The sequence below is a fragment of the Deinococcus cellulosilyticus NBRC 106333 = KACC 11606 genome, from assembly GCF_007990775.1.
GTDB classification, from domain to species: Bacteria; Deinococcota; Deinococci; order Deinococcales; family Deinococcaceae; genus Deinococcus_C; species Deinococcus_C cellulosilyticus.
This window is the reverse complement of sequence record NZ_BJXB01000017.1, coordinates 21,943-48,515: the sequence shown is the minus strand read 5'-3', so window position 1 is coordinate 48,515 and position 26,573 is coordinate 21,943. Positions and strand designations below refer to the sequence as shown.

Genomic DNA, 26,573 nt, shown 5'->3' with positions numbered 1-26,573 from the left:
TACTGCAAAACAGGCACATGGTTCACAGCCCTTCTGTGACTCCGGCATCAAAAAAATCCCTCCCGGTAAACCGAGAGGGAGAACGCTTGACAACTTAGATCTTAAGCCAGGATCTTGGAGTCCATGCTGGCCCGATCAAAAGCCAGGTGGTTGTCCTTGACGGTGACGGTCAGTTCGCTGCCGTCTTCGAGCAGTTCCAGGGCAAGGGGATCTTCGATCTCTTCGCGCACCACGGTGCGGAGTTGACGGGAGGAACCCAGGGCGTGCTTGCTGGAACGGGCTTTCAGCTTGCCGACCAGCCAGGGAGCCACGGTCTCTGCAAAGCGCACCTTGAGGTCGCGGGTGGCGAGCTCTTCTTGCATTTCGCTGAGGAGTTGACGGGCCACCAGAACCAGTTCGGTCTCGCCGAGGCTCTTGAAGCGAATCACATCATCGAGACGGTCCAGGAATTCGGGGGTGAAGATCTGGCGCAGGGGCTGGGTGTCTTCCACCTTGACGGGGCTGAAGCCCACGCCAGGGCCGGTGTTGAAGCCGGTGTTGGAGGTCATGATGATGATGGTGCGTCTGAAGTCGACGGTGCGACCCAGACCGTCGGTGAGACGGCCATCGTCCAGAACCTGCAGGAAGGTGTTGTAGATGTCAGGGTGGGCCTTCTCGATTTCGTCGAGCAGGATCACGCTGAAGGGCTGACGGCGCACCGCTTCGGTGAGGCGACCACCCTGTTCGTGACCAACGTATCCGGGAGGGGAACCGATCAGCTTGGAGATGCTGTGGGGCTCCTGGAATTCGCTCATGTCAATGCGGATCAGGCTGCGTTCGCTGCCGAAGAGGGAACGGGCGAGGGCTTTTGCGAGGTGGGTTTTGCCGACCCCACTGGGACCGACGAACAGGAAGCTTGCAGCAACGCGGGTGCGGCCTCCGAGCCCGAGTCTTGCGCGGCGCAGGGCGCTGGCAAGGGCTTTGATGGCTTCGGGTTGACCGTACACCTGATCGCGCAGGTTGTCTTCCAGGGTGGTCAGGGTGCTGGACTCGCGTTCATCGACGTAAACGCCACCCATGCTGTTGATCACCGATTCGAGGTCTTCGCGGGTGACCACGGGTTCTCCGGCTTCATCTTCTGCCACCGGAACCCCCAGGCTGAGGTTGATGCGGACCCGACTGGCGGCCTCATCGATCAGGTCGATGGCCTTGTCGGGGAAGTTGCGCCCGGGGAGGGAACGTTCACCAATACGGACGGACAGTTCCAGAATGGAATCTGGAATGATCACGCCGTGGTGCTCCTCGTAACGGGGACGCAGGCCGCGCAGAATCTCTAAGGTTTCTGCGGGGTTGGGTTCCAGAACGATCACGGGCTGAAAGCGGCGCTCAAGGGCGGCGTCTTTTTCGATGTAACGGTGGTACTCACCAGTGGTGGTGGCACCGATCACCTGAATTTCGCCGCGAGACAGGGCGGGTTTGAGGATGTTGGCTGCGTCCAATGTTCCTTCTGCGCCACCGGCACCCACCAGGGTGTGCAGCTCGTCGATGAAAGCAATGACTTTGGCATTGCGCAGTTCATCGATGATTTGTCTGAGGCGTTCCTCGAACTCACCACGGTATTTCGTGCCTGCCACCACGCCCGAAAGGTCAATGGACACCACCCTTGCACCTTGCAGGTTTGCAGGAACGCGCTTCTCGTGGATGGCCAGAGCGAGGCCTTCAACAATGGCGGTTTTACCGACACCCGGATCACCAATCAACACGGGGTTGTTTTTGGTTCTGCGGGAGAGAATCTGGGTTACACGGCGAATTTCTTCGCTGCGGCCCACCACAGGATCGAGCTTACCTTCGGTTGCCTGTTTGGTGAGGTCACGGCCGTACTCGTCCAGAAAGGGCGTGTGTACGGGCTTGGGGTTGTTGCGGGTGTCTGCACTGGCCATGATGCGCCAGCGGATGGTGTCGACGTCGCGCGCCTGCTCTTGCAGGATGCGGTATGCGACCCCATCACCCTCACGGATGATCCCCAGCAGGATGTGCTCTGTGCTTGTGACCTGTGCCCCGAGGGCCTTGGCTTCTGCGGAAGCCAGCTCCATCACCCTGCGGGCACGGGGAGTGATCGAGGGCGCGTCGTTCAGGCGACTTCCTTCACCGCGTCCAATGATCTCTTCCACCTTGCGCCGTAAGCCTTCGAGGGTGAACCCGAAGTCTTGCAGGATTTGACAGGCGGTGCCCCCTTCACGCATCAGGCCGAGCAGTAGGTGCTCGGGACCCACCATAGCGTGGCCCAAGCGGTTGCCTTCTTCGCGTGCGTAATGGAAAACCAGTCTTGCTCGGTCATCGTACCTGTTCACCGTAGACCCCCTTCGTGGTTGTGTGTGAGCTGGGGCGTGGTGTCGCCTGTTAAGCAAAGTTTAGCAGAATTACCCCTTACAGTATTGTTGTCAAGATTAAAGTTGTACGGCTGTCTCTTCAGGGAAACTTTAAGTGGAAATGGCTTTGTGGTGAAAGCTGACAATCGGAACAGAAAATGAACCACAGGTTGTTTTTTCTTCCTGTCAGACGATCAGGCTGTGCAGACAAAAAACAAATGAAGGGGCAAATGAAGTAAAATGGAGGTACAGGTATCCCAGCCATTTCTGAGCACAGTACAGGAAAGTCCTGCCGAACCCGACTGTGTCGGCGGCTTTCCGGGTTAAGAAATGTGTTAGATTGAAAATGATACCTGTGCCGGATTTTTTGTGTCGCGTTTTCTTCCGAGGTGCGTGAGTGGATAGTAGTGTGCTGTTAGGAAGCCAGTTTCCTCAAGATGCCCCCCAGTTGCAGGGCCTGCTTGGTGTGCCCGTGCGTGGGGCTGCCACCCCCGAAGAATTGCTGCAACTCACCCACCAGGGCGTGCCCAGTGCCATTGTGCTCAGAGAAGGCTTCAGTTCCAGCCTGTCTCTGCCTGACCTGATGGCCATTCTGTCCCGCAGACCCGATCTGGGCTCCACTCGCATGATTGCGGTGGTCCCGGTTTCTCAAATGCAAGCCAGTTTTGAAGGAGGAGCAGATGTGGTGCTTCCTCCAGACACCAGCCTTCCCACCCTGGCCCAGGCCGTCAAGCGTTCGCTGGACCGGGTGACCCGCGAGTCAAAATTCCAGACCGATGTGGAAGAACTGCAGAAAAAAGTGGAAAACCACGTCAAGGACGAGCGCACCCGTGATCAACTGGTGCACATGCTGGTCCACGACCTGAAAAATCCCATCACCGCCATTCTGGGCCTGCTGGAAATCGTCAAGGACGATGGAGAACGCCTGATTCCCCCGGACCTGATGAACATGATCGAACTGGCCCGCGAAGAGTCCCAGCACCTGCTGTATCTGGCCGCCAACATGCTGGATGTGCGCAAGATGCAGGCCGGAAAGATGGTGCTCTCACTGGTGCACATTCGCCCCAATGAACTGGAGCAGGTGATTGAGCAGGCCAAGCTGGATGTGGGGATTGCCCTCAAGGAACGCCGCATCACTGTGAATGTGGACCGGCGTTTCAACCATGTCCCCGTGGACCGGGACATCCTCAGGCGCATCTTTGCCAACCTGATCAGCAATGCCGTCAAGCACACCCGCACCGGTGGTCTCATCGAAGTGGTGGTTCGCTCATCGGCAAGTGCGCTGGAACTCGCAGTGCGCGACAATGGGGAAGGCATTCCTGCCCAGGACATCCCCAACCTGTTTGCGGCTTTTGAACAATCTCGCCTCACCATGCACTCCCGGTTTGACACCGGCATGGGCCTCGCCTTCTGTCGTCTGGCCGTCGAACAACACGGTGGCCGCATCTGGGTGGAATCCGAACGGGGCAAAGGTGCCCGCTTCTATTTCACCTTGCCGCTCGAAAAACACGAAGACGATGATGTCGAGGTGCTCTCCTAAAGACCATCACCCCCCGAAAGGGGGTGTTTCAATCAGGTGTACATGTCTCAACCCACCCATTCCTCCTCCTTCTCTGGCCTGACCTGGATCGACCATCAGGAAGCTTTAAACCTGCTGTACCAGGAAGAGGTGCTGAACCACAAACTGATCTGGGCCTGTGCCCGCAACCGTGAGATTGAAGCCTACAGGCTGCCCCACAACCAGGGGGTGGTGCTGTGGGAGCCCCACCATCGCCAGTTGATGGTCTCGGTTCTGGAAAGCTGTGCATATATATCGTCAGACCTCCTCGGGGAGGCCGTGTTGATTGAAGGCCCTGAAAAGTCCATCCAGGGGATCGTGGAAGCGTTTCCAGATCTGGGATACAATCCACGCACCAGCCTGATCTACACCCTTGAAGCACAGGACCTGAAAGTCGACCGCGAGTTTCGCAGGCTCCGTCCAGACGACCATGAGGCGGCAGGCTGGCTGGTGCATTTCAATGAGGAAACCCGGGGCCGGACCCTCACCCACACCGAGGCCCTGAGGATGCTGTATGCCACCTACCGGGAGTTCTACATTCTGGAGCACCGCCAGAAGTGTGCTGCAGTGGCTGCGGTGAACCGCTGGACCCTGCACTATCAGAGTGTCAGTTTCGTGTATGTGCCTCCAGAATCCAGGGGCAAGGGTTTTGGAAGGCGGCTGATGGCCTCGCTGAGTGCCTTCATTTTGCAGGAGAAACGCAAAAAGGTGATTCTTTTTGCAGACCCCGACAATGATGCTGCCAATGCCCTGTACCGCAGCCTGGGCTATCAGGTGCATGGCAACTATACAGTGTTGCAACAGGGAAGTTAAGCCTTCCAACTCCCAAAGCACTTTCAAAATGTCCAGAACGCCCAGGTCTGGTCTGGACAACAAGTCAAGCGTCCCTGTGGCAGCAGAACAGCAAGGGTTATGCTGCGACCTGTAAAGCCTGGGAGAAGACGCTCTCCTGGGTGAATCCGCAGACCAGAAGCAAGACCATTCACAAGGAGCAACGCCTGTCACCTGTTCTGTTCAGAAGCAAATGTCCTGGGAAGGTCATGGACAGTTGTCTAAAGGCTTTTCCTGAAGGTCCCTTGACCCTCTTTTCAGCACCTCCTGAAGGGCTTTGTTGTCTATCAGAAAAAACTCATCTGGTAAAGGGTTTAGCGCTGAATTCTGCGTAGTGGTGGGGAAATTCTTTTATTTTCCCTGGCTTTGTGGTATTACTGTACTGACCGTTTTGTAGTGCATCTTGAGTGGGGCAAAAGTCCCCGGTTGGTGGTTCGGAAGTATTTGTGCTTTTTTTCCCTAAATTGGTGAAAAAAAGCACGAGAGTAGGAGGGAGAATGGAATATTTCAACATCCTGATCATGTTCCTCGTCGCGGGTGGAATTGGTGTGCTTGCCGTTGCAGTGAGTGCCATTCTGGGACCCAAAAAGCCGTCCCGGACCAAATTGATGCCCTACGAATCTGGAAACGACCCCGAAGGCAGTGCCCGGGAGCGCTTTCCAGTTCACTTCTATCTGGTGGCCATGCTTTTCATTGTCTTCGACATTGAAACAGCATTCTTCTACCCGCTGGCAGTGGCCTACAAGAAACTCGGGGTGTTTGCATTCTGGGAAGCCTTGACCTTTGTGATTCTGGTCCTGGTGGGCTACTTCTACATCCTGAAAAAAGGAGTGCTGGAATGGCGTTAAACGATCTTTTCACCAAAGACGTGCAGGAACTGGAAAACGCAGGCATCCTCTTCAGCAGCCTGGAGAAACTGGTGGCCTGGGGACGGTCCAACTCCATGTGGCCCGCCACCTTCGGACTGGCCTGCTGTGCCATCGAGATGATGAGCTCCACCGATGGACGCAACGACCTGGCCCGCTTCGGGTCTGAGGTGTTCCGTGCCTCCCCAAGACAGGCAGACGTGATGATTGTTGCAGGACGCCTCTCCAAGAAAATGGCACCGATCATGCGCCGGGTATACGAGCAGATGCCCGACCCCAAATGGGTCATCTCCATGGGGGCCTGTGCGAGTTCAGGCGGCATGTTCAACAACTATGCCATTGTGCAGAACGTCGACAGTGTGGTTCCTGTCGATGTTTTTGTTCCCGGATGCCCCCCACGTCCAGAGGCCCTGATCTACGCGGTCACCCAGCTCCAGAAAAAAGTGCGCGGTGAGGCCTACGACGAAAAAGGAGAGAAGCTCAAGGCGGTGGACGCATGGACCCGTTAAATGAACTCCTCGACCGCCTGAACCTGAAACTCGAAACCGGTCAGCTTCACCATGTGGTGGTGGAAAGAGACGACCTGTTGCGGGTGGCGCGTGAATTCCAGCGGGCCGGATTTGTCCTGATGGATGTGGTTGGAGCAGATTACAGCGAGTATGTGGACGCCCGTCCAAAGCGCTTTGCCTGCATCTACAACCTGTACCGCATCCCGACCCGGGAACGCATCTTCATGCGCATCTACCTGGCAGACAGTGAAGAGGCCCCCAGCCTGTACTCCATCTGGAAAGCGGCAAACTACCTGGAGCGGGAAGTGTATGACCTGATGGGGATTGTGTTCCTGAACCACCCGGACCTTCGCAAAGTGCTCACCCCTGAGGACCTTGAAGGCCATCCCTTGCGCAAGGACTTCCCCCTCGGAGAAACACCGACCCTGTTCAATGAGGGGCGTTTCATCGATCCACCAGCCTTCCGTGCAGGCCTCACCGGACAGGACCGGGGCCTCACCGGATGGAGGGGGGGAGAGCGCGTGGGCGACCAGAGCACCCCAAGCTTCCCACCCACGGTGGATGTCTTTGAGCAGAACATCTCCAAAGGAGGCCACAAATGACCCTGCTTGACCGCGAGGCGTCCAGCCTGCTGCACACCGAGGAAATGATCCTCAATGTGGGCCCGCAGCACCCCTCCACCCACGGGGTCTTAAGGCTTGTGGTGCACATGAACGGGGAGTACATCACCAGAGTGGTGCCCCACATGGGTTACCTTCACACCGGCTTTGAGAAGGTGATGGAGAACCGCACCTACCACCAGAACGTGACCTTTGCTCCACGCACGGACTACCTGCACTCCTTTGGACACGAACTGGCCTACGTGCTCAGTGTGGAAAAACTGATTGGGGCAGAAGTGCCCGAGCGTGCCCAGCATGTTCGGGTGATTTTGCATGAACTCGGGCGCATCCACTCCCACCTGGTGTTCTTTGGAACCGGGATGCTGGACCTGGGTGCCCTGACCCTGCTGTTCTACTGCTTCCGTGAAAAAGAATGGGTGCAGGACCTCTTTGAAGAAGTGTCCGGTTACCGCATGAACCAGGGCTACTTCCGGGTGGGGGGCCTCTCCAGAGACGTGCCCGATGGCTGGCTCGAAAACGTGCGCAAGTTTGCCGTCGAGTTTGACAACCGCATTGACGAGTACGCCACCATGTTCGCCAACAACCCCATCTTCATTGCCCGCACCACTGGCATTGGCAAGGTCACGGCAGAGCAGTGCCTGGACATGGGCGTGACCGGACCCAACCTGCGGGCCTCCGGGGTGGATTTTGACCACCGCAGAGACAACCCCTACTCGGGGTACGAGCGCTACAAATTCGATGTGCCCACCGCCATCGAGGGGGATTCCCACGCCAGATTCATGGTGCGCCTCGAAGAGATGCGGCAGTCTGCCCGCATCATCCGGCAGGCCCTGGAGATGATTCAGCCCGGTCCTGTGAAAGACCCCAACCGCAAAGTCAGCCTGCCCCCCAGGCAGGAACTCGAGGCGAGCATGGAAGCAGTGATTCACCACTTCAAACTGGTCACCGAGGGCTTCCATCCTCCCAGAGGCGAAGTGTACGTTCCTGTGGAAACGGCCCGGGGTGAAGTCGGGTATTACATCATCTCTGACGGGGGCAGCATGCCCTACCGCCTGAAGATCCGTGCCCCGAGCTTCGTGAACCTGCAGCTCATGGAAGTGGCCGGGGTGGGCTGCCAGTTCGCAGACCTGATCACCGTGCTGGCCAGTGTGGACCCGGTGCTGGGAGACGTGGACCGATGAATGCCGAGCAGGTGGTGCTGGAAAGCTTCAGCCGAAATGCCCGGGTGAACCGCTCTCTGCTGGGTGCCCTCACCTCTGAGCACCTGAACCTCAGGGACCCTGCTGGAGGCTGGACCATCGGGCAGCACCTGTGCGACATGATTGATTTTCGCAGAGGCTGGATGGAAACCATTGCCCCTGAACAGACTGAAAAGGTGACCTACCTGCACACCATGCTGGATGAGCGCACCTTCGGTCCTCGAACCCAGAACCTGCAGGAGATCCAGCAGATTCTGGATCAGGCGGATCAGGTGGCTGTGGAGGCCGTGCAGGAAAAACTGAGTGCAGATGCGGGGTTCCAGAAGGTTTACGAATCCCATCCCCTGATGTTTCTGCAGCATGCCCTGGTGCATGATGCCCACCACCGGGGCCAGATCCTGATGGTGCTGAGAATGAACGGTGTCCCCTGGACCGAAAGCGACGGTCCGATGTGGGCACCCTGGCGTGAATGAAAGCGGAGGTTACATGCGTTACTTTGCCGACAAACAGGACGTAGTGCAGGACATATTTTCACGGTATCCGGACACGGAACGCGGCAGACGAAGCGCCCTCATGCCCCTGCTGCGGGAAGTGCAGAATGCCTTCGGGTATGTGCCAGAAGAGAACATCCAGGAGATTGCTGATCTTCTGGAGACCACCGCCACCGAAGTCAAATCTGTGATGAGTTTCTACTCGACCTACCACACCATTCCCACAGGCAAATACCACCTGCAGGTGTGCGCCACCCTGAGTTGCGCCATTGCCGGGAGCGATGAACTGTGGGATCACCTGGTGGACAACCTGGGCATCCAGCAGGGAGAGGTCACCAAAGACGGACTTTTCTCCATCCAGAAAGTGGAATGCCTGGGAAGCTGCGGAACCGCCCCCATGCTCCAGATCAACGACGAGGGTTACCACGAATGCGTCTCCAAGAAGCGCATCCGGTTGTTGCTGGAACAGTTCCGCAGGGGAGAGCCCTTCAACCCTGACATCCTGCCTCCCATCCCGATTCACGCAGGGCAGCAGGAACTCGCCAACGGACTTCCCGCAGGTGGCCTTGCCACCTCGATTCCCTCACTGGTGGAAGGTGAAGCATGACCCAGGCCCCTCCCAGACCCATCACCTCGGGCATTGACCCCCGTTTCAAACCCACCCTGTATGCCAGAGTGGGCAAAGAGGGCAGTTACACCATCGACTCCTACAAGGAAGATGGCGGGTACACCTCGTTAAAGCGGGCTTTTCAGATTGGACCAGACGCCATCATCGACGAGATGAAAAAGAGCGGCCTGCGCGGACGTGGAGGTGCAGGATTCCCCACCGGAATGAAGTGGAGCTTCATGCCCCTCAAGGACGGCAGGCAGCACTACATCATCTGCAACGCCGACGAGTCTGAGCCCGGAAGCTTCAAGGACCGTTACCTGCTCACCGAAGATCCCCACCAGCTGATTGAAGGCATGATCATTGCGGGTTACGCCATGCGGGCCAGCGTCGGATACATCTACATTCGCGGAGAGTACGTGCTTGCTGCAGAGCGCATGTGGGCGGCGATCAAGGAAGCCAGGGCTGCAGGTCTGCTCGGGAAGAACATCCAGGGCAGCGGTTTTGATTTTGACCTCTACGTGCACAGAGGGGCAGGGGCTTACATCTGCGGTGAAGAGACCGCCCTGATGAATTCCCTGGAAGGCCTCCGGGCCAATCCCCGCCTGAAACCTCCGTTCCCTGCCGCAGCAGGGCTGTACGGGATGCCCACCACCATCAACAACGTGGAATCTTTCTGTGCAGCAACCCACATCATCAAATACGGTCCCGAGTGGTTTGCCAGCATGGGCACCGAGAAATCCAAAGGGACCAAGCTCTATCAGGTGTCTGGCCCGGTGAAACGCCCCGGCGTGTTTGAACTCCCGATGGGCACCACCTTCCGCGAACTGATTTATGACTGGTGCGGAGGCCCCACCGAGGAGATCAAGGCCATCATCCCTGGCGGATCAAGCACCCCGATGATGCCCTGGACCGATGAGATTCTGGACACCCCCATGGACTACGAGAGTGTCGCTGCCAAAGGTTCTATGCTCGGAACGGGTGGGGTGATTCTGCTCCCCAAAACCATGTGCATCGTGAACGCCACCTGGAACCTTGTGCGCTTCTATGCCCACGAGTCCTGCGGGAAATGTACCCCCTGCCGGGAAGGCATCTCGGGCTGGATGGTCAAGATGTACGAGAAGATCGTGCGTGGACGGGGCAAACCCGGTGACGTGGAACTGATCCTCGACATGAGCGACAACATCTCGGGCAAGAGCTTCTGCGCCCTCGCAGATGCCTGCATGGGACCGGTGCTGAGTTCCATCAAGCTGTTCCGGGATGAGTATGACCATCTGGTGGCCAATGGCAGGCCCATGTATCCAACCCAGTCCAGGTGGAAAGAAGAGTAAACATGGCAGCCAGCGTGATCCGATTTTGCAGGGGCGAGGCATGCTTCGCCCGGAGAAAAAACTCCAGCAGGGAGAGTGTATGACGCAGCAGAACATGATCACCGTGATTGTCGATGGACGTGAAGTGCAGGTTCCCGCCGGGACCAGCGCCATCGATGCCGTCTTCCAGGCAGGCCGGGATGTGCCTTATTTCTGCTCCCAGCAGTACCTGAGCCCCATCGGGGCCTGCCGCATGTGCCTCGTCGAAGCCGGGACCCCCAGAAAGAACCCCGACGGAAGCTGGATTCTGGATGAACAGGGCGAGAAGAAGATCTTCTACTTCCCCAAACCCATGGCGTCTTGCACCCTGGGGTCCAGTGATGGCATGGTCATCAAGACCCAGACCGAAGGGGTGAAAAAAGCCCAGTCCGGGATGATGGAGTTCCACCTCATCAACCACCCCCTGGATTGCCCCACCTGCGACAAGGGTGGTGCCTGTGAGCTGCAGGACCGTGCTTTTGAATATGGGTATGGGGTCAGCCGCTTCCAGTTTGACCGCAGGCATGCCGAGAAGCACTATGAGCTCTCCGAGTTCGTGATTCTGGACCAGGAGCGTTGCATCCACTGCAAACGCTGTGTGCGTTACTTCGAAGAGGTGCCCAACCAGGAGGTGCTGGACTTCATCGAGCGTGGAGGACACACCTTCATTGACACCATTGAGGGAGGGCTCCCCAGCAACTTCTCCGGGAACATCACCGACATCTGCCCGGTGGGTGCCCTGCTGGACAACGTGGCCCGTTTCCGGGGCCGCAACTGGGAATACGACCACACCGCCACCACCTGCACCGCCTGTCCTGTGGGTTGCTCCATCACCGTGGACGCCCGAAATGGACGCCTCGAGCGCATTGTGGGCCGGGACAACTATGAAGTCAACGAACAGTGGCTCTGTGATGGTGGCCGCTTCGGACACCCCTACGTGGATGAGGACCGCCTGACCCAGCCCCTGATCAAAGTGGACGGCAAATTCAAACCTGCCACCTGGGAAGAGGCCATCTCTGCCATCAAGACTGGACTGCAGGGTGTGGCTCCCCAGAACATGGGCTTTTACACCAAAGCCGACATCACCCTGGAAGAAGGGATCGCCCTCGAAGCCTTTGTGAAGCAGGTGGGAACCCAGAACGTGGACCATGCCCCCAGATACGGCGTGGTGGTCAACGCTCCTGCAGCCACCCTGCTTGATGTCGCCACTGCAGATGCCGTGGTGGTCATCGGGGCAGATGTGAGCGAAGAAGCACCTGTCCTCGACCTGCGCATTCAGGAAATGCTCAAAGGTGGGGTGCTCCCACAGCAGTACGATTTTGGCACCGCCATTGCCGACCTGCGCCTGACCGAGCGCATGCACCGCTACCGTGAACGCCTCGCAGTCTTTTACCCCACCAAAACCCGCCTGCATGATGTGGCCGGAATCACCGCCGAGATGGACTCCGTGAAGGTGCTTGAGCACCTCTCCAGTGTGGTCAGTGGTCAGTACGCCGGAGGGGCCATTGAAGAGGCAGCAGCCCTCCTCAAAGGGGCCAAGAAACCCGTGATCATTCTGGGCTCTGACGTGCTGAAAGGCGGCCAGATCGGCCTCGACATTGCCGCACACATTGCCCTCTCCACGAATGCCAAAGTGCTCCCGATCCCTGCAGATGCCAACGGCGTGGGCCTCTCCAGACTGGAAGTTGTTCCCCAGAATGGAGCAGACCTCTCCCTGATGGGCACCCTGCAGGCTGCACTGGTGTCCAGACTGACCCGCATCCCCGAAGACTTCGCGGGCTTCCTGGTGGTGCACGAAACCCAGCTCACCGACGTGGCAAAACGGGCCAACGTGGTGCTGCCTGCCCTCACCAACTACGAGAAGCGCGGAACCACCGTGAACCTCGAAGGCCGCCTGCTGAAACTGGAACCTGCCGCCATCTCCTCTGGGGAATCCGCAGACCTGATCACCGCCCTCGGCGCGATTGCAGAGGCCCTGGGCATGAAAGCCCCCATCCGTGGACAGCGCAGTGCCCAGAAAGCCCTCAAAGAGCGCTTCGGGGTGGATGTCGCCAACCTGAAAAACATGGGTGAGATTGTGGACCTGGGCAGACAGTACAACGCCCGCGCCGGACGGTACCACCGCCCAGAAGTGGGCATGTGGAAAGAGACCATGCTGCGCTCCAGCCGACTCAGAGAAAAGTTAGGAGGAAGTTTCAATGCCGCACTGGCTGATTGAAGGTCTGGTTGTCCTGGGGAAAGCGGCCCTGGTGGTGATCGCACTTCTGACCACCTTCGCCTACATGACCCTGATTGAACGCAGGCTGCTGGCCCGCATGCAGATCCGACTCGGTCCCAACCGGGTTGGACCCATGGGCCTCTTGCAACCCGTTGCAGACGCCATCAAGTCGATCTTCAAAGAAGACATCAACGTGACGATGGCCGACAAACTGGTCTTCATCATTGCTCCCATTGTGGCTGTGACCGCAGCCCTGATGGCCTTCGGTGGCATTCCTGCAGGTCCACCCAACTCCTTTTTCGGGGCAAACCCCTGGGTCTTTGACCTGGACATCGGGATTCTCTTCATTCTGGCCGTGACCTCGATGGGTGTGTATGGGATCTTCCTGGCAGGATGGGCTTCCGGCTCCAAATACCCCCTGCTGGGTGGTCTGCGCTCCAGTGCCCAGATGATCTCCTATGAGCTCGGAATGGGCCTTGCCCTGCTGGGCATGCTGATGATTGTCGGCAGCACCAACCTGAGAATCATCGTGGAGTGGCAGTACAACAACGGAGCGATGTTCCTGTTCCAGTCTTTCGCCTTCGTGCTCTTTGCGATTTCCTCCACCGCAGAAGTCAACCGCACCCCCTTTGACCTTGTGGAGGCCGAGCAGGAACTGGTGGCTGGATACATCACCGAGTACTCCTCCATCAAATGGGCGCTGTTCCAGATGGCCGAGTACATCGCCATGATCACCGCCAGTGCTGTGATGGCCACCCTGTTCTTTGGGGGATACCGTGGCCCTGCTTTCCTTGATGCTGTGATTCCTGGCATCAGCGAGTGGCCCCTGATCTGGTTGATCCTCAAAATCGCCATTTTCCTGTTCATCTTCATCTGGATTCGCGCCACCCTGCCCCGCTACCGCTACGACCAGTTGATGCGCTTTGGCTGGAAGGTGCTCTTTCCACTGGCACTCTTCAACACCATGCTGGTGGCCTTCTACATTGCCTACTTCCCCAATGCCAGCCTGTGGCCCCTGGCCATCATCGAAGCCCTGTTGCTGATTGGCGGACTGGCCTACAGCACCCGTTATAAACCCCAGACCCTGCACCGAGCAGAAGTTCAGGGAGGTGACTGATGAGCGTACTTGAAATCGCAAAAGGGATGGGCGTGACCCTCAGCAAACTCTTCCAGAAGCCCGTGACCGTGTCCTACCCCGAACAGCGGGTGCAGCTCAAACCCCGCTTTCGTGGTCGCCACATCCTTACCCGGCACCCGGGCACCGGACTTGAAAAATGCATCGGATGTTCCCTTTGTGCTGCGGTCTGTCCTGCTTATGCGATCTACGTGGAAGCAGGGGAGAATGATCCGGCACATCCCGTTTCTCCTGGTGAGCGTTACGCCAAGGTTTACGAGATCAACATGCTGCGCTGCATCTTCTGCGGCCTCTGCGAAGAAGCCTGCCCGACCGGTGCAGTGGTTCTCGGCAACGAATTCGAAATGGCCGACTACCGCTACCGCGATTTTGTGTACGGCAAGGAAGACATGCTGGTGGGCCACATCGGTTCCCGTCCGCAACGCCGCGAAGCCAAGCGCAAGAACAAGCCTGTCCGTGTGGGCTTTGAAGTGAAACCCCGTGAAGAGCTGGAAGGGGTGAAATACGAATGACCTTCATCTTCATGACCTTCGCCCTGATGGCCATTCTGGGAGGATGCCTGACCATTCTGGCCCGCAACGCTGTGCACGCTGCGCTGGGTCTGGTGGGATGCCTGATCAGTGTGGCAGGTCTTTACGTGACCCTGAACGCACACTTCCTGGCTGCCGTGCAGGTGATCGTGTACGCCGGGGCCATCATGGTGCTCTTCCTTTTCGTGATCATGCTGCTGAATGCAGCAAGGCCGGTCACCGAGGAGAACCCTGTCCCCTTTGTGACGGAAATCGCTGGAGTGGCCGCGTGTCTGGTGATTTTCGCCATGGTGGTGATCATGAACTCCTTCAAGGCCCCGGCCATTCCCGAAGCTGCAGACAGACTGCAGAACGGTGCTCCGGGTCCCATTGGCGAAGCCCTTTTCACCAAATTCCTGCTGCCCTTCGAAGCCGTTTCCATCCTGTTGCTGGTTGCTGTGGTGGGTTCCGTGGCCCTGGTGAAACGCCCCGAGCAGCAACAGGAAGACCTGCCTGAAGGCGAACTGGTTGGTACGTTTGAAGGAGAACGCCAGGAGGTGAAGGCCTGATGGACGCTGTCACCCCCTACCTGATTCTCTCGGGGATTCTTTTCAGCATGGGATTGATTGGTGCCCTGACCCGCCGGACGGCCATTCTGGTCTTCCTGAGCGTGGAACTGATGCTGAACGCAGCGAACCTTGCGCTGGTGGCCTTCGCCCAGGCGTGGGGAGACCTGATTGCCCAGTCTGCTGTTTTTATTGTCATGACACTTGCAGCCGCAGAAGTCGCGATTGGTCTGGCGATCATTGTGACCATTTTCCGTAAGCGGGTGTCCACCAACGTGGACACGCTGGCTGAACTCAAAGGGTGAAACCATGCCACTTTATCTGATGCCCTTAATCCCCTTTCTGGGGTTCCTGATCCTGATCACCTTCGGCGGAAGGGTCTTCAAAGGCTCCTCCGGCGGCTGGATTGGATCTCTGGCTGTGCTGGGTGCGTTTGTGGTGGCGATCAGCAACTACATGGGTCTGGAACGCCCCATTCACGAGCAGTACTTTGCCTGGCTTCCTTACCTCGACAACGGCAAGGACCTGAAGGTGGGTTTCTACCTCGATCAGGTCTCCAGCATCATGACCCTGGTGATCACCGGGATTGGCTTTCTGATCCACGTGTTCTCCATCGGGTACATGCAGGATGATCCCAGATACACCCGCTTTTTTGCCTTCCTGAATTTCTTCGTGGCCCTGATGCTGATTCTGGTGCTCGGAGACTCCTACCCCCTGATGTTCGTGGGCTGGGAAGGGGTAGGGACCGCGTCCTTCCTCCTGATCGGTTTCTGGTACAACAAACGCGACTACGCCAATGCCGCCAGAAAAGCCTTCATCATGAACCGCATCGGGGACCTGGGCTTCATGCTCGGGATGTTCCTGCTGTACAAGAACTTCGGGACCCTGGTGATTCCTGACCTCGCCGAGAAAGTGGAAGGCATCACCGCCATCATGCCTGCTCTGGAACTGGTCGGGCTCTTCCTGCTGCTGGGTGCGGCTGGTAAGAGTGGTCAGCTTCCCCTCACCACCTGGCTTCCTGACGCCATGGCCGGTCCCACCCCTGTTTCTGCCCTGATCCACGCTGCAACCATGGTGACGGCAGGCGTGTACCTGATTGCCCGCAGTTACTTCCTGTACGAGAAAGCCCCGATGGCCCACGAGTGGGTCGCCTGGGTGGGTGCGCTCACTGCACTGTATGGTGCCCTCTCGGCCATCAACCAGTACGACATCAAGAAAATTCTCGCCTACTCCACGGTTTCCCAGATCGGGTACATGATTCTGGCAGTGGGCGTTGGAGCTTACTGGGCCGGGATGTTCCACCTCGTCACCCACGCTTTTTTCAAAGCCCTGTTGTTTCTTACGGCAGGCAGCGTGATTCATGGTTGCCACCACGAGCAGGACGTTCGCCAGATGGGCGGACTCGCCAAGAAGATGCCTATCACCCACGCTGTGGGTCTGATTGGCTGGCTTTCCATCGCCGGGATTCCGATTTTCTCCGGGTTCTTCTCCAAAGACGCCATCCTGACCAGTGCCTATGAGCACAACATCTGGATGTATGCCATCGGCCTCTTTGTGGCCCTGCTGACCGCGTTCTACATGACCCGCTGGTATGTGCTGGTGTTCCGTGGCCAGTACCGTGGACATGCCCATCCCCACGAATCTGGCCCCATCATGACCTTCCCCCTTATCGCTCTGGCTGCCCTGTCCACTCTGGGGGGTTTCATCGGGCTGCCTCACATCTTCGGGACCAACCAGCTGTCCCACTATCTGGAAGCTGCCCTGCCCATCGAAGAATCCCACATTTCTGCCAGCCTGGAATGGACCCTGATCGCTGTGGCTGTTGCCACTTCGGTGCTGGGGATCTTCATTGCCTTCATGCTCTACCGCCAGCGTCGCATCGAGCGCATTGGAGGCATCGAGAACGCCAGTGTTCAGGCCCTCTACCTGAACACCCTCTATGACAACCTGTTCAGCGCACCCTCCAGAGCCCTGGCGAAAGGACTGGACGCCATGGACCGGGGTGTTGAAGGGGGTCTGGAAGCCACTGCAAAAGTCTCCACCGAACCGGGTGGATGGCTCACCCACCTGCAGAACGGGTACGTGCGGGCTTACGCCAGCCTGATGCTGGTGGGCACTGCCGCCCTCCTGCTCTACCTCGCAATCCGGGTTCTGGGAGGCATGCAATGATCAACGTCCTGCTGTACCTGCCTGCTCTGGCGGCCCTGCTGCTGGTCTTCACCCCTGGAGCCACCAAAAAATACATTGCCATTGCAGGTTCGCTCTTCGCTTTCATCGTCAATCTGCTGCTGTGGCAGCAGGGTGGAGCAGAGGTGACTTCTGTTCCCTGGGTGCCTGCCCTGGGCATGACCTACACCATCGGACTGGATGGGGTGAGCCTGCTTTTGACCCTCGTCACCTCCTTCATGAGCCTGCTGTGCGTGCTGTACGCTGCATTCAATGTGGAACGTCCCGGTCCGATGCTGGCCAACGTGCTCCTGATGGAGTCCGGTCTGCTGGGCATCTTCGCCTCCCGTGACCTGATCCTCTTTTATGTGTTCTTCGAAGCCACCCTGATTCCTGCCCTGGTGATGCTCGCCATCTACGGTGGACCCAGAAGGGTTCAGGCGCTCACCAAGTTCGCGGTCTACACCATCATCGGTTCCCTCTTCATGCTGCTCAGCATGATCGGCGTGAAGTACTACTCCGGCTCTGCCACCTTTGCTCTGGCAGACCTGCTTGCAAAACCCCTCGATCCCAAAGTCCAGATGTGGCTGTTGCTCGGGTTTGTGGCTGCTTTTGCAGTCAAACTGCCCATGTTCCCCCTGCACGGCTGGCTCCCCGAATTCCACGAGGAGAACCACAACTCCGGTGTGCCTGATGTGATGGGGACGCTTTATAAAGTGGGTGGATACGGGGTGTTCCGTTTCGCCCTGCCCCTGTTCCCGGAGGCCAGTGAAGAACTGCGCTTCATCCTGATGGCCCTGGCCGCCTTCACCACCCTGTATGCCGCCTGGATTGCCTTCCAGCAGACCAACTGGAAACGGGTGCTGGCCTATGCAGGCCTGAGCCACATGGGTCTGGTGGCCCTCGGGGTCTTCAGCATGAACGACATTGCCACCACGGGTGCCCTGTACCTGCTGGCCTTCCAGGGGGTTTACATGGGTGCCCTGTTCCTGGCTGTGGGCATGATTTACAACCGCACCGGTCATGTGAACACCAACTCAGGTGGCATCATGGACGATGCTCCTGTGCTCTCTGGTCTGACCATGGTGCTGTGGTTTGCTGCCATTGCCGTTCCCGGTCTGGCTGGCTTCATTGGTGAATTCAGCATCATGCTGGGGGCCTATCAGGTCAGTCCCTGGCTGGCCTTCATCGCAGGCCTCAGCGTGATTGCTGCAGGTGCCTACGCCCTGACCGCTTATCAGAAAACCTACTGGGAAACCAAACCCCAGGGCACCGTTGCCCTGAAAGACATCACGGGTCTGGAAGGACTCATTCTGATCTCTGCGGTGGGGGTCAGCGTGATTTACGGAATCTACAGTTCACCCGCCATCAACATGATCCGTCCCGTGGTGGACCGGATCATGCAAGGACTGGGAGGTTAAGCCATGGAACTCCAGATGCCAGACATTAAATTCATGGCCATGCTTCCCATCGTCATCATTCTGGTCACGGCGGTTGCAGCCACCATCCTGGGATTTTTCACCAGCCGCCGCAACATTGCCATGCTGGGCATCACCGGACAGGTGTTGACCCTGGGCAGCCTGTTTTCCCTTTGGGACCAGAACCTGAGCAGCTTTGCCGGTTCCCTGCAACTGAGCAACGTCAGCCTGATCTTTGCCGGAATCATCCTGATCGGCTCGATTCTCAGTCAACTCACCAGCCTGGACCACACGGCACGCAGCAACCTCAACTTCCCGGAGTTTGACATCATCCTGCTTTATGGGGTCACGGGAACCCTGCTGATTGCCTTCTCCGGGGACCTGATCGTGATGCTGATTGGTCTGGAAGTGATGTCCCTGTCCACCTACGTGCTGGCCACCCTGCAGGAATCCAGGCGCAGTGAAGAAGCAGGCATGAAATACTTCCTGCTGGGTTCAGTTGCCAGTGCTGTGCTGATCTACGGCATTGCCCTGGTCTTCGGGGCCACCGGAACCTTCAGCTATGACGGCATCCGTCAGGCCATTGCTTCACAGGCCTTCCAGAATGACGCCCTGCTTCTCACCGGAGCCTTCCTGCTCCTCGCAGGCTTCAGCTTCAAAGTGGCGATGGCCCCTTTCCACCAGTGGACTCCAGACGTGTACTCCGGCAGCCCCACCATTGTCACCCAGTTCATGAGCATTGTGGTCAAAACCGCTGCTTTCGCAGGGATGATTGCGGTGTTCCTGCGTGCCCTGCCTGGAGCCGACTGGACCCTCCCTGCACAGATCATTCTGGCCCTGACCATGATCGGGGGCAACATGGCAGCCCTCCGGCAGGCCGAAATCAAACGTGCGCTGGCCTATTCTGCCATTGCCCACTCGGGTTACCTTGGGCTGGCCCTGCTTGCTGCACCCGACCTCGGGATTCCTGCCCTGCTGTACCACCTGCTGGGCTACACCTTCGCAAACGCTGGAGCGTTTGCGGTGATCGCCATGCTGCAGCAGGATGACCGTGGCATGCTGATCCCCAAAATGCGGGGTCTGTACTACCGCAAGCCCCTGCACGCCATCTCCCTGGCCATCTTCCTGCTGTCTCTGGCCGGAATTCCGCCCTTTGCGGGATTTGTGGCCAAACTGGTGCTCTTCGGCGCGGCCTTCCAGAGTGGCTACACGGCCATGACCATCATTGCAATTGTCACCAGCATGATTGCCTTTGTGTACTACCTGAGGCCCGCCGTGCTGATGTTCATGCCCGCTGAAGAACCCCAGTCCATCGAAGAGCGCAGCTTCCCCAACAGCACCCTCACCGTGCTGGCCAGTGTGGCTGCAACTGTGGTGCTTGGGGTGCTTCCCAACTGGGTCCTGACCCTCTTCAACAGTCCCATTGTTCAGCAGGCCATGAAGTAAACCCTGCAAAGAGAAAGACCCGCTCAGGCGGGTCTTTTGTTTTTTGTTTAAAGGTAAGCCAGGGTTACTGGCGGAAGCGCGTAGCGGGTGAAGCCTTATCAAAGGCACTGTGCAAACCACGCTTTTCTTCTTTGATGGGTTTGCCGTTCATCAGGGAGACGTACTGGCCGAGGGTCACAGGGTTCAGTTTGCCCTGGTCATCTCTGACGGTGCGCCCAAACTGAACTTCTTTGATGCCTGTTTCTTGCAAGAAAGGCTGGATGGTTTCGTAACTGAAACCGGTGGCCTCCACCATGATTTTGAGGCTGGGTTTGTTGAGGGAAACCAGTTTTTTGACTTCCTGCTGTCCATCGACGATGCTCACGGCCTGTCCACGGGTGGTGATGCGTTCAACCCTGGGGTACATGCTGAGCAGCATGTAGTTCACACTGAGGTCGTGGGTGAAATCAAACGCCCCATTGAAGGTGATGTTGAACCCGTAGGTGATTGCTTCTTCGAGCAGAAACCAGTTGATCATGGAGCCTTCGGTGGCTCCAAAAGCGATGTTCTGAATGCCTGCCCTGCGGTAGGCGTCCAGAATCTTGTAGATGCGCGGATGACGGTCTGGACCGTAAGCGTAGTCTTTCAGGTCGGGTCGGACCAGAGCATAGACCGGGACGCGGGCGGCTTCCAGGGTTTCGGCAATGGTTTTGAGGTCGGGGCTGACACCACCTTGCATGACATGGCGCGCCAGGAGAAGGCGAGAGGCTCCAGCGTTTTGCGCCGTTCTGGCTTCAGTGGCATTTTCTACAATGACCTCAGCGATCATGTTGAAATGCTAGCATTGCTTCCTGAGCGCAAGCTGAAATTCATGAATATTATGCCATCCAGCAAATAATTACAAACTTCTTACATATCTAAATCCTGACGCTTGGTAAAACAAAAAACCTTCAATCTTCTATCGTTACAATTGAATCTTTATGCACTCTTTTTCTGAAGTGTATGCACTTCAGTTTCAAAACAGCTGTAACGATCAGCATCAAAATGTGCAGGCCTAAAAACGCCGGGATGTTTTATGCACCATGATGTCAATGAGCTGTTCCAGCAACACCAGGTCCAGCCGCTCCGAAGCATCCCGCACGGTGGAGCCCCACAAAAGGCCATGGGCTCCAGAGTGTTGCACAAACTCTGCAAGGTTGTTGGGATGAAGCCCCACCCCTTCTGCAAACACTTCCAGGCCAGGACGCGCCATTTCTGCAAGTTCACGAATGGTGGTGCGTCCCTCCCAGCTTGACGCCTGATTCCCACGGGTGATGATCCTGCAGACCCGGGGGTACATGTTCAGCATCTTCAGCATCTGGGGCAGAGACTTCAGGCCATTGAAACCATAAAAGGTGATTTTGAAGCCAAAAGACAGGATGTCTTCCAGAAAGAACACATCCACAAAATCCTCTTCCCGCACCCCCAGGGCCACACCTTCAATTCCAGCCTGTCGGTACGCCCTCAGGTGACCCAGAAGTTTGTTTTTGCGTTCATTCTCATATTGCTGTCCAAGTTCATCTGGCCTCACCAGCACAGTGAAGGGAATTCGGCTGGCCTCCCGGATTTCATCCAGGGTTTTCAGGTCGGGACTGATCCCGCCCTTGACCACCTGACGGGCCAGCAGCACACTGTGGGCCCCCAGATTCTGGACCATGCGGAGCTCTGTGGCATTTTCGATCATCACTTCGGCGAGCATATGCCCATAGTACAGGGTTCAGCTGGAGTACAGTTCAGAAGCAATCAGCGATGAGCCTTCAGCCATCAGCAAAAGATCAGATGTTGGTCTTGCAACAGAACCAGAGTCGACAGAGATCCGTCACATGAACATCCAGACCAGGCAGTGCATTTCTCGTCGGTTGGTGTTGTGCTGACTGCTGAAAGCTGAGGACTGACGGCTTTTTCGAGTGAGACCGACCTGCCATTGACTTGATCCTCACCCTCCATGGTCAAATGGCTCAGGTCATCTTGCCCTTCCATTCAGTACAATTTGAGGGTGCTAGTCCAGTTGAACAACATTCTCAAATATTACGGTCAGCAGACCGTTCTCGAAGACCTGAATTTTGCCCTGCATGCCGGAGAACGGGTGGCCCTGGTGGGCCGCAACGGTGCAGGCAAGAGCACGGTGCTGAAGCTGATCACCGGAGAAGAGGAGCCCACCTTCGGGGATGTGCGGAGGGCCAGGGGAACCACCATCGGCATGCTGCGCCAGGACCCGGACTTCGATCCTGAAGACACCATCCAGAACGTGCTGGACTCTGCTTTTCATGAGCTCGATGAACTTGAAGAGCAGCTCGAGCACCTGCAGGCCAGACTTGGTGAGGCCACCGATGCGGATTATGAGGCCTACCATGACCTGCTGGAACACTACCAGCTTCGGGGAGGTTTTGAACGCCGTGCCCGCCGGGATGCTGTGCTGCTCAACTTCGGGTTCCGGGGCAGGGAGTTTGAACGGGTGGGAGGCCTCTCAGGAGGAGAAAAGACCCGCCTGGGTCTGGCAAAGCTGCTGGTCAGCAACCCAGAGATCCTGCTTCTTGACGAGCCCACCAACCACCTCGACATCAAAATGCTCGAATGGCTGGAAGGTTTCCTGAGCCGCTATGCCGGAGCCATTCTGGTGGTGTCCCACGACCGCACCTTCCTGGACAACGTGACCAACAAAACCGCCTACATCCGGGATGGCCACCTGAAAGTCTACCCTGGAAATTACAGCCAGTTCAGGCTGCTTCTGGAGGCTGAACTCGAACACCAGATGAAGGTTTTTGAGGCCCAGCAGCGTAAAATTGACGCCTTCAAGAGTTCTGTTGAACTCAACCGGGTGTGGGCCAGAAAAAACAGCCAGCTTTTCAAGCGGGTCCATGCCATGGAGAAGCGTCTGGAGCGCATGCAGGCCGCCCAGGTGGATGCTCCCCCACCTGATGAGGATGTCACCGAAGTGCGTTTCACCTGCGAGGACTCCGGGGAAGTGGTCCTTGATGCCCGTCACCTTTCCAAGAACTATGCAGGACGGCAACTCTTCAAAGATGTCAATGTGCACATCCGCAAAGGCGAAAAAATTGCCCTGATTGGCATGAACGGGGCAGGGAAGAGCACCTTCCTGAAAGCATTGCTGGGGCTCCTCTCCTCAGATGATCCCAGAAGCACCGTCAGAACCGGAGCCCGGGTGCGGGTGGGCTACTACGACCAGCAACTCAGAGGCGTGGACCCAGAAAGCACACTCTATGACGAGGTGCGCTCGCTGGTCGAAAAGGACCAGGAGGCCCACAACCTGCTCGGGGCGTACATGTTTCCCTATGATGCCCAGACCAAGCAGGTCAAAAACCTCAGTGGAGGAGAGCGGGCGCGTCTGGCCCTGCTGAAACTCTCCCTGCAGCACTACAACTTTCTGGTGCTCGATGAGCCCACCAACCACCTGGACATGGAGATGGTGGAAAGCCTGGAAGAGGCCCTCAGAGAGTACCCCGGGACCCTGCTGATGGTCTCTCACGACCGCCGCTTCATTGAAAACCTTTCCGACCAGATCTGGCTCCTCGAAGACGGACAGTTCTACAGTTACCCGGGAGGCTACCAGTATTACCGTCAAAAGCATGTCCCTGCAGGCATCAAGACCGAAGAGGTGAAGGTCAAAGTCAAAAGGGAACGCTCTGGACCCAGCCTGTGGCACCTCAAACGCAAACTGGAACAGGTGGAAGCAGACATCCACACCACCGAAACCCAGCAACAGAAGGCTGCAGAGGCCCTGGATGGGGCTGCACCAGATGCCGATTTCGCCCGTCTGGGTCAGGACCTTGCAGACCTGGAAAGCAAGCTCTTCTCCCTGATGGAACAGTGGGAGGAGCTCAGCAACCAGATCACAGCACTGGAAGCCTGAACATGCTGAAGAAAGGCTGGGCCATCGCAGGGTCCAGCCTTTTTGATGTGATGGTCAAATGGACAGCAGAGGGGTTTTGACGGATGGGTGATGTGCTGCAAAAAGCTGCAAGACCGCTGTGCTGAACCCCTGGTCGCTCAGGCGCACAAAGAACTGGGCAATGCAGGTTTTCAGGTACGCCTCCAGGGCTTCCTCACGGTAGGAGGCACTGGACCAGACATTGGTGCCTGGCACATCCATGAAGGACGCCACCCCCAGTTCTTCCAGAACTTCGGGTCTGGGATGCTGGGTCAGGTGCTCACTGCCATGCTGGTACGTTTCGAGCAGCACCGCAAGGTTTCTGTCGCCCAGTGCAAAAGTCACCTCTGCTTGTTGCAACCAGCGTTCCAGGGTGGCCAGTGGAGGCAGGGCCATCAGCAGAATCCGTGGTGCATCCTCTTCCGGGGTCAGCAATCTGACCTCTGGACAGTTTTTCTGCAGGAAGGGAATGCCATCATTCTCGGCATAAACCGCGAATCGGGAAGGGTTGTTTTTGAGGTGTGAAATGGCCTCTCTGGCTCCCATTCGGAACACCCGCACCGTGCTGTCCTGTTCGGTCAGGTTGAGGGGTTCCTGCCTGCGCACAGCATCTGCATCGAACTCCAGGGTGGTCTTGTTCTGGTAGGTGTTGCTGCCCAGACAGACTGCAATGTCTACAGGCGTGTGGGGTCTGGGACCTTTGAAATCCCACTTCTTGCCCCGGATGCCGTGCACCCTGAAACTGTAGTGTTTCTGTTCCTTGCCCATCTGGCGGCTTTCTTCGAGTGTTCCGGTCACCCAGAAGCTGGGAGAGCGGATGCCCTCGCCATAAGGCTCGAACTGCTCAATTTCATGCAGCATGCTGAACCGTGCTGCATTGGCTGGAAGCAGGGTGTCCATTCGCACCTGACGCACAGGCACCGGATAACGGTTCACAAAAGCATGCAGGCGTTTTTCCAGCTCAGGGATGTTTTCATCGTAGATGGCGAAACCAGCTGCGCCCGAGTGCCCCCCGTAACGTTTGAGCAGGTCTTTTGCGAAGTTCAGGCCATCCACGGCACTGATGCCCGGGGTGGAGCGCACACTTCCTTTGCCCTGCGCAATGATAAAGACTGGTTTGTAAAAAGTTTCCAGCAATTTGCTGGCCACAATCCCCATGATTCCAGCGTGCCAGTCCTCGTGGGTGACCACAATGGCTGGGTCCTCAGGATTGACGATCTGCAAGGCATGCTTGAACATCCTGTCCTGAATTTCCTTGCGCTCCTTGTTGCGCACATCCAGGTACAGCCCTAGCTCCTGGGCACGCCTCTCGGAATAGGTGGTGAGGAATTCCAGGGCAATTTCAGCTTCCCCCAGACGGCCTGCAGCATTGATTCTGGGGGCCAGAATAAAAGCCACATCTCTGGCACTTGGATCATCGATGCTGTTCTGCTTGAGGGCCGCCCGGATGCCTGCATGGATGCTGTTTTTCATCTGCTTCAGGCCTGCAATCACCAGGGCGCGGTTTTCCCCGATCAGGGGAGCCACATCTGCAATGGTCCCGATGGTGGCGATGTCCGAGTACTCGACCGGATCAGGTAACCCCATTTGCTGGTGGATGGCCCACAGCAGATGGTATGCCACGCCCGCCCCGGTCAGGTTGTGCAGGTCATGGTCATAGTTCGGGGTCAGGTGTGGGTGGACCACCAGACAGTTCGGGAATTCTGCTCCGGGCCTGTGGTGGTCGGTGACGATCACTTCCTTGCCTGCCTCCAGCACCCGCCGGACTTCCTCCAGGTTGGTGACCCCACAGTCCACGGTCACCAGCAGGTCACAGGCATCGATGTGCTCGGGCACCTTGTCTGGATGCATGCCATATCCTTCATTGAGACGGTGGGGAATGAAAGCATGCACATCTGCTCCCAGTGCCTTCAGGCCCAGCACCAGCACACTGGAGGCCGTGATGCCGTCCGCATCGTAATCGCCATGAATGCGGATGCGTTTTCTGGCTTTCATGGCCGCAATGACCCTGCTTGCCGCCTCATGCAGGGCAGGATTGGGACTGAGGCGAAACTCCGGGGTCAGGTGCTCCCGGGTCAGCCCTCTGGAATGAAAGACCTGTGCCATCAGGGGGCTGATCTTGAAGTCCTCCATCAGGCGAGACAGTTCGGCCCGGGCCGCAGGCGTGGCGAGCGTCCAGACAGCGTCCTTCATGCTTCTTTTGTTCCTTCCACAGGAGCAAGGTCTGGAGGAGTGGGTACAGGCATCATGGGCTGTTTCTGCAGTTCAACACTGCGCAGGCGCTCTGTGCGTGCAGCCCACAGGCTGCGAAGGTAAGGGGGAAGCATCAGAAAAAAAGTGTACAGGGCCCCCACCCCCAGCGTCATCAGAAGAAACCAGCCCAGTGATATGGTGGTTCTCCCTCCAAACAGGAAGGGCAGACGCACCTCCAGGGGGTTTTCCAGCTGAACCAGCAGAATCATCCCCAGGATGGTGAGGAGCAAAAGCACCTGAATGTACTGCAGGACCTTCATGATGAACCCAGCGGATACTTCACAGCGTTTTTCTGCATTTTGTCATTCACAGCCTGTTCCAGATCGATGTTCAGCTGCCGGCACAGGTGCAGCAGGTAGAGCAGGATGTCGGCGGCCTCTTCACCCACATGCTCCAGAACCCCGGGTTTGTCCCGGACCTGCCAGCTTTCTTCCGGGGTCAGCCACTGAAAAATCTCCTGCAGCTCGGCAGATTCCACCATCAGGGCCATCACCAGGTTTTTGGGGGTCTGAAAGTCCTGCCATCCGCGCTCTTCAATGAAAGCCTGCTGTCTGTTCTGTACTGCGCTGAAATCCAC

General features: G+C 57.4%; 24 protein-coding genes. 18 read left to right on the top strand and 6 right to left on the bottom strand.

Translation table 11 applies throughout. The features are described from left to right. Window positions 1–101: 101 nt before the first annotated feature. Complete coding sequence (locus tag DC3_RS17900; protein WP_146886717.1) at window positions 102–2,330, bottom strand: ATP-dependent Clp protease ATP-binding subunit; 2,229 nt, start codon at window positions 2,328–2,330, stop codon at window positions 102–104. Window positions 2,331–2,745: 415 nt separating this feature from the next. Here DC3_RS17900 and DC3_RS17895 point away from each other — a divergent pair, with 415 nt between their 5' ends. The 17 genes from DC3_RS17895 to DC3_RS17815 all read left to right on the top strand — a co-directional run bounded on the left by DC3_RS17895 (window position 2,746) and on the right by DC3_RS17815 (window position 19,836). Next, window positions 2,746–3,888: a sensor histidine kinase gene (locus DC3_RS17895; RefSeq protein WP_246130725.1), complete on the top strand. Its 1,143-nt coding sequence runs from the start codon at window positions 2,746–2,748 to the stop codon at window positions 3,886–3,888. A gap of 42 nt (window positions 3,889–3,930) precedes the next feature. Next, window positions 3,931–4,719: a GNAT family N-acetyltransferase gene (locus tag DC3_RS17890; protein WP_146886715.1), complete on the top strand. Its 789-nt coding sequence runs from the start codon at window positions 3,931–3,933 to the stop codon at window positions 4,717–4,719. A gap of 539 nt (window positions 4,720–5,258) precedes the next feature. After that, window positions 5,259–5,585 (top strand): NADH-quinone oxidoreductase subunit A, encoded by a 327-nt coding sequence (locus DC3_RS17885; protein WP_146886893.1) that lies wholly within the window; start codon window positions 5,259–5,261, stop codon window positions 5,583–5,585. After that, window positions 5,576–6,112 (top strand): NuoB/complex I 20 kDa subunit family protein, encoded by a 537-nt coding sequence (locus tag DC3_RS17880; RefSeq protein WP_146886714.1) that lies wholly within the window; start codon window positions 5,576–5,578, stop codon window positions 6,110–6,112. The genes DC3_RS17885 and DC3_RS17880 overlap by 10 nt, the downstream gene beginning before the upstream one ends. Next, the gene (locus tag DC3_RS17875) at window positions 6,100–6,714 is read left to right on the top strand and encodes an NADH-quinone oxidoreductase subunit C (protein ID WP_146886712.1); all 615 of its coding nucleotides are present in this window, start codon (window positions 6,100–6,102) and stop codon (window positions 6,712–6,714) included. The genes DC3_RS17880 and DC3_RS17875 overlap by 13 nt, the downstream gene beginning before the upstream one ends. Next, the gene (gene nuoD, locus DC3_RS17870) at window positions 6,711–7,913 is read left to right on the top strand and encodes an NADH dehydrogenase (quinone) subunit D (protein ID WP_146886710.1); all 1,203 of its coding nucleotides are present in this window, start codon (window positions 6,711–6,713) and stop codon (window positions 7,911–7,913) included. Before DC3_RS17875 ends, nuoD begins: the two co-directional genes overlap by 4 nt. Then, on the top strand, window positions 7,910–8,404 hold the full coding sequence (locus DC3_RS17865; protein ID WP_146886708.1) for a DinB family protein: 495 nt from the start codon (window positions 7,910–7,912) through the stop codon (window positions 8,402–8,404). Before nuoD ends, DC3_RS17865 begins: the two co-directional genes overlap by 4 nt. A 13-nt stretch (window positions 8,405–8,417) precedes the next feature. Then, on the top strand, window positions 8,418–9,029 hold the full coding sequence (gene nuoE, locus DC3_RS17860; RefSeq protein WP_146886706.1) for an NADH-quinone oxidoreductase subunit NuoE: 612 nt from the start codon (window positions 8,418–8,420) through the stop codon (window positions 9,027–9,029). After that, window positions 9,026–10,360 (top strand): NADH-quinone oxidoreductase subunit NuoF, encoded by a 1,335-nt coding sequence (nuoF, locus tag DC3_RS17855; protein ID WP_146886704.1) that lies wholly within the window; start codon window positions 9,026–9,028, stop codon window positions 10,358–10,360. The genes nuoE and nuoF overlap by 4 nt, the downstream gene beginning before the upstream one ends. 79 nt (window positions 10,361–10,439) lie before the next feature. After that, window positions 10,440–12,596, top strand: a complete 2,157-nt coding sequence (nuoG, locus tag DC3_RS17850) for an NADH-quinone oxidoreductase subunit NuoG (RefSeq protein ID WP_246130721.1) — start codon at window positions 10,440–10,442, stop codon at window positions 12,594–12,596. Next, complete coding sequence (gene nuoH, locus DC3_RS17845; RefSeq protein WP_146886702.1) at window positions 12,577–13,713, top strand: NADH-quinone oxidoreductase subunit NuoH; 1,137 nt, start codon at window positions 12,577–12,579, stop codon at window positions 13,711–13,713. Before nuoG ends, nuoH begins: the two co-directional genes overlap by 20 nt. Beyond that, complete coding sequence (gene nuoI, locus DC3_RS17840) at window positions 13,713–14,243, top strand: NADH-quinone oxidoreductase subunit NuoI (protein ID WP_146886700.1); 531 nt, start codon at window positions 13,713–13,715, stop codon at window positions 14,241–14,243. Before nuoH ends, nuoI begins: the two co-directional genes overlap by 1 nt. Then, a complete protein-coding gene (locus tag DC3_RS17835; protein ID WP_146886698.1) occupies window positions 14,240–14,809 on the top strand; it encodes an NADH-quinone oxidoreductase subunit J family protein in 570 nt (189 codons plus the stop codon). The genes nuoI and DC3_RS17835 overlap by 4 nt, the downstream gene beginning before the upstream one ends. Continuing rightward, window positions 14,809–15,111: an NADH-quinone oxidoreductase subunit NuoK gene (gene nuoK / locus DC3_RS17830; protein WP_146886696.1), complete on the top strand. Its 303-nt coding sequence runs from the start codon at window positions 14,809–14,811 to the stop codon at window positions 15,109–15,111. Before DC3_RS17835 ends, nuoK begins: the two co-directional genes overlap by 1 nt. A gap of 4 nt (window positions 15,112–15,115) precedes the next feature. Continuing rightward, on the top strand, window positions 15,116–16,975 hold the full coding sequence (nuoL, locus tag DC3_RS17825; RefSeq protein ID WP_146886695.1) for an NADH-quinone oxidoreductase subunit L: 1,860 nt from the start codon (window positions 15,116–15,118) through the stop codon (window positions 16,973–16,975). After that, the gene (locus DC3_RS17820) at window positions 16,972–18,393 is read left to right on the top strand and encodes a complex I subunit 4 family protein (protein ID WP_146886693.1); all 1,422 of its coding nucleotides are present in this window, start codon (window positions 16,972–16,974) and stop codon (window positions 18,391–18,393) included. Before nuoL ends, DC3_RS17820 begins: the two co-directional genes overlap by 4 nt. A gap of 3 nt (window positions 18,394–18,396) precedes the next feature. Then, window positions 18,397–19,836: an NADH-quinone oxidoreductase subunit N gene (locus DC3_RS17815; protein ID WP_246130720.1), complete on the top strand. Its 1,440-nt coding sequence runs from the start codon at window positions 18,397–18,399 to the stop codon at window positions 19,834–19,836. A gap of 64 nt (window positions 19,837–19,900) precedes the next feature. Here the strand turns inward: DC3_RS17815 and DC3_RS17810 are convergent, their stop codons facing one another. Further along, window positions 19,901–20,644, bottom strand: coding sequence for a copper homeostasis protein CutC (locus DC3_RS17810; protein ID WP_146886691.1), 744 nt, complete (start codon window positions 20,642–20,644; stop codon window positions 19,901–19,903). Window positions 20,645–20,869: 225 nt separating this feature from the next. Continuing rightward, window positions 20,870–21,553: a copper homeostasis protein CutC gene (locus tag DC3_RS17805; protein ID WP_146886689.1), complete on the bottom strand. Its 684-nt coding sequence runs from the start codon at window positions 21,551–21,553 to the stop codon at window positions 20,870–20,872. 297 nt (window positions 21,554–21,850) lie between these two features. Between DC3_RS17805 and abc-f the strand changes: the two genes are divergently transcribed. Next, entirely contained in the window at window positions 21,851–23,725 is a 1,875-nt protein-coding gene (gene abc-f, locus DC3_RS17800; RefSeq protein ID WP_146886687.1) for a ribosomal protection-like ABC-F family protein, read from the top strand. 54 nt (window positions 23,726–23,779) lie between these two features. On the opposite strand, the gene recJ is transcribed toward abc-f, so the two are convergent. From recJ to DC3_RS17785, 3 genes are read right to left on the bottom strand one after another with little or no spacing between them, the layout of a single operon-like run. Further along, window positions 23,780–25,936 (bottom strand): single-stranded-DNA-specific exonuclease RecJ, encoded by a 2,157-nt coding sequence (gene recJ, locus DC3_RS17795; protein WP_146886685.1) that lies wholly within the window; start codon window positions 25,934–25,936, stop codon window positions 23,780–23,782. Further along, complete coding sequence (locus DC3_RS17790; RefSeq protein ID WP_146886683.1) at window positions 25,933–26,256, bottom strand: LapA family protein; 324 nt, start codon at window positions 26,254–26,256, stop codon at window positions 25,933–25,935. The genes recJ and DC3_RS17790 overlap by 4 nt, the downstream gene beginning before the upstream one ends. Beyond that, window positions 26,253–26,573 carry a nucleotide pyrophosphohydrolase gene (locus DC3_RS17785; protein ID WP_146886682.1) on the bottom strand — a complete coding sequence of 107 codons (321 nt, stop codon included), beginning with the start codon at window positions 26,571–26,573 and terminating at the stop codon, window positions 26,253–26,255. The genes DC3_RS17790 and DC3_RS17785 overlap by 4 nt, the downstream gene beginning before the upstream one ends.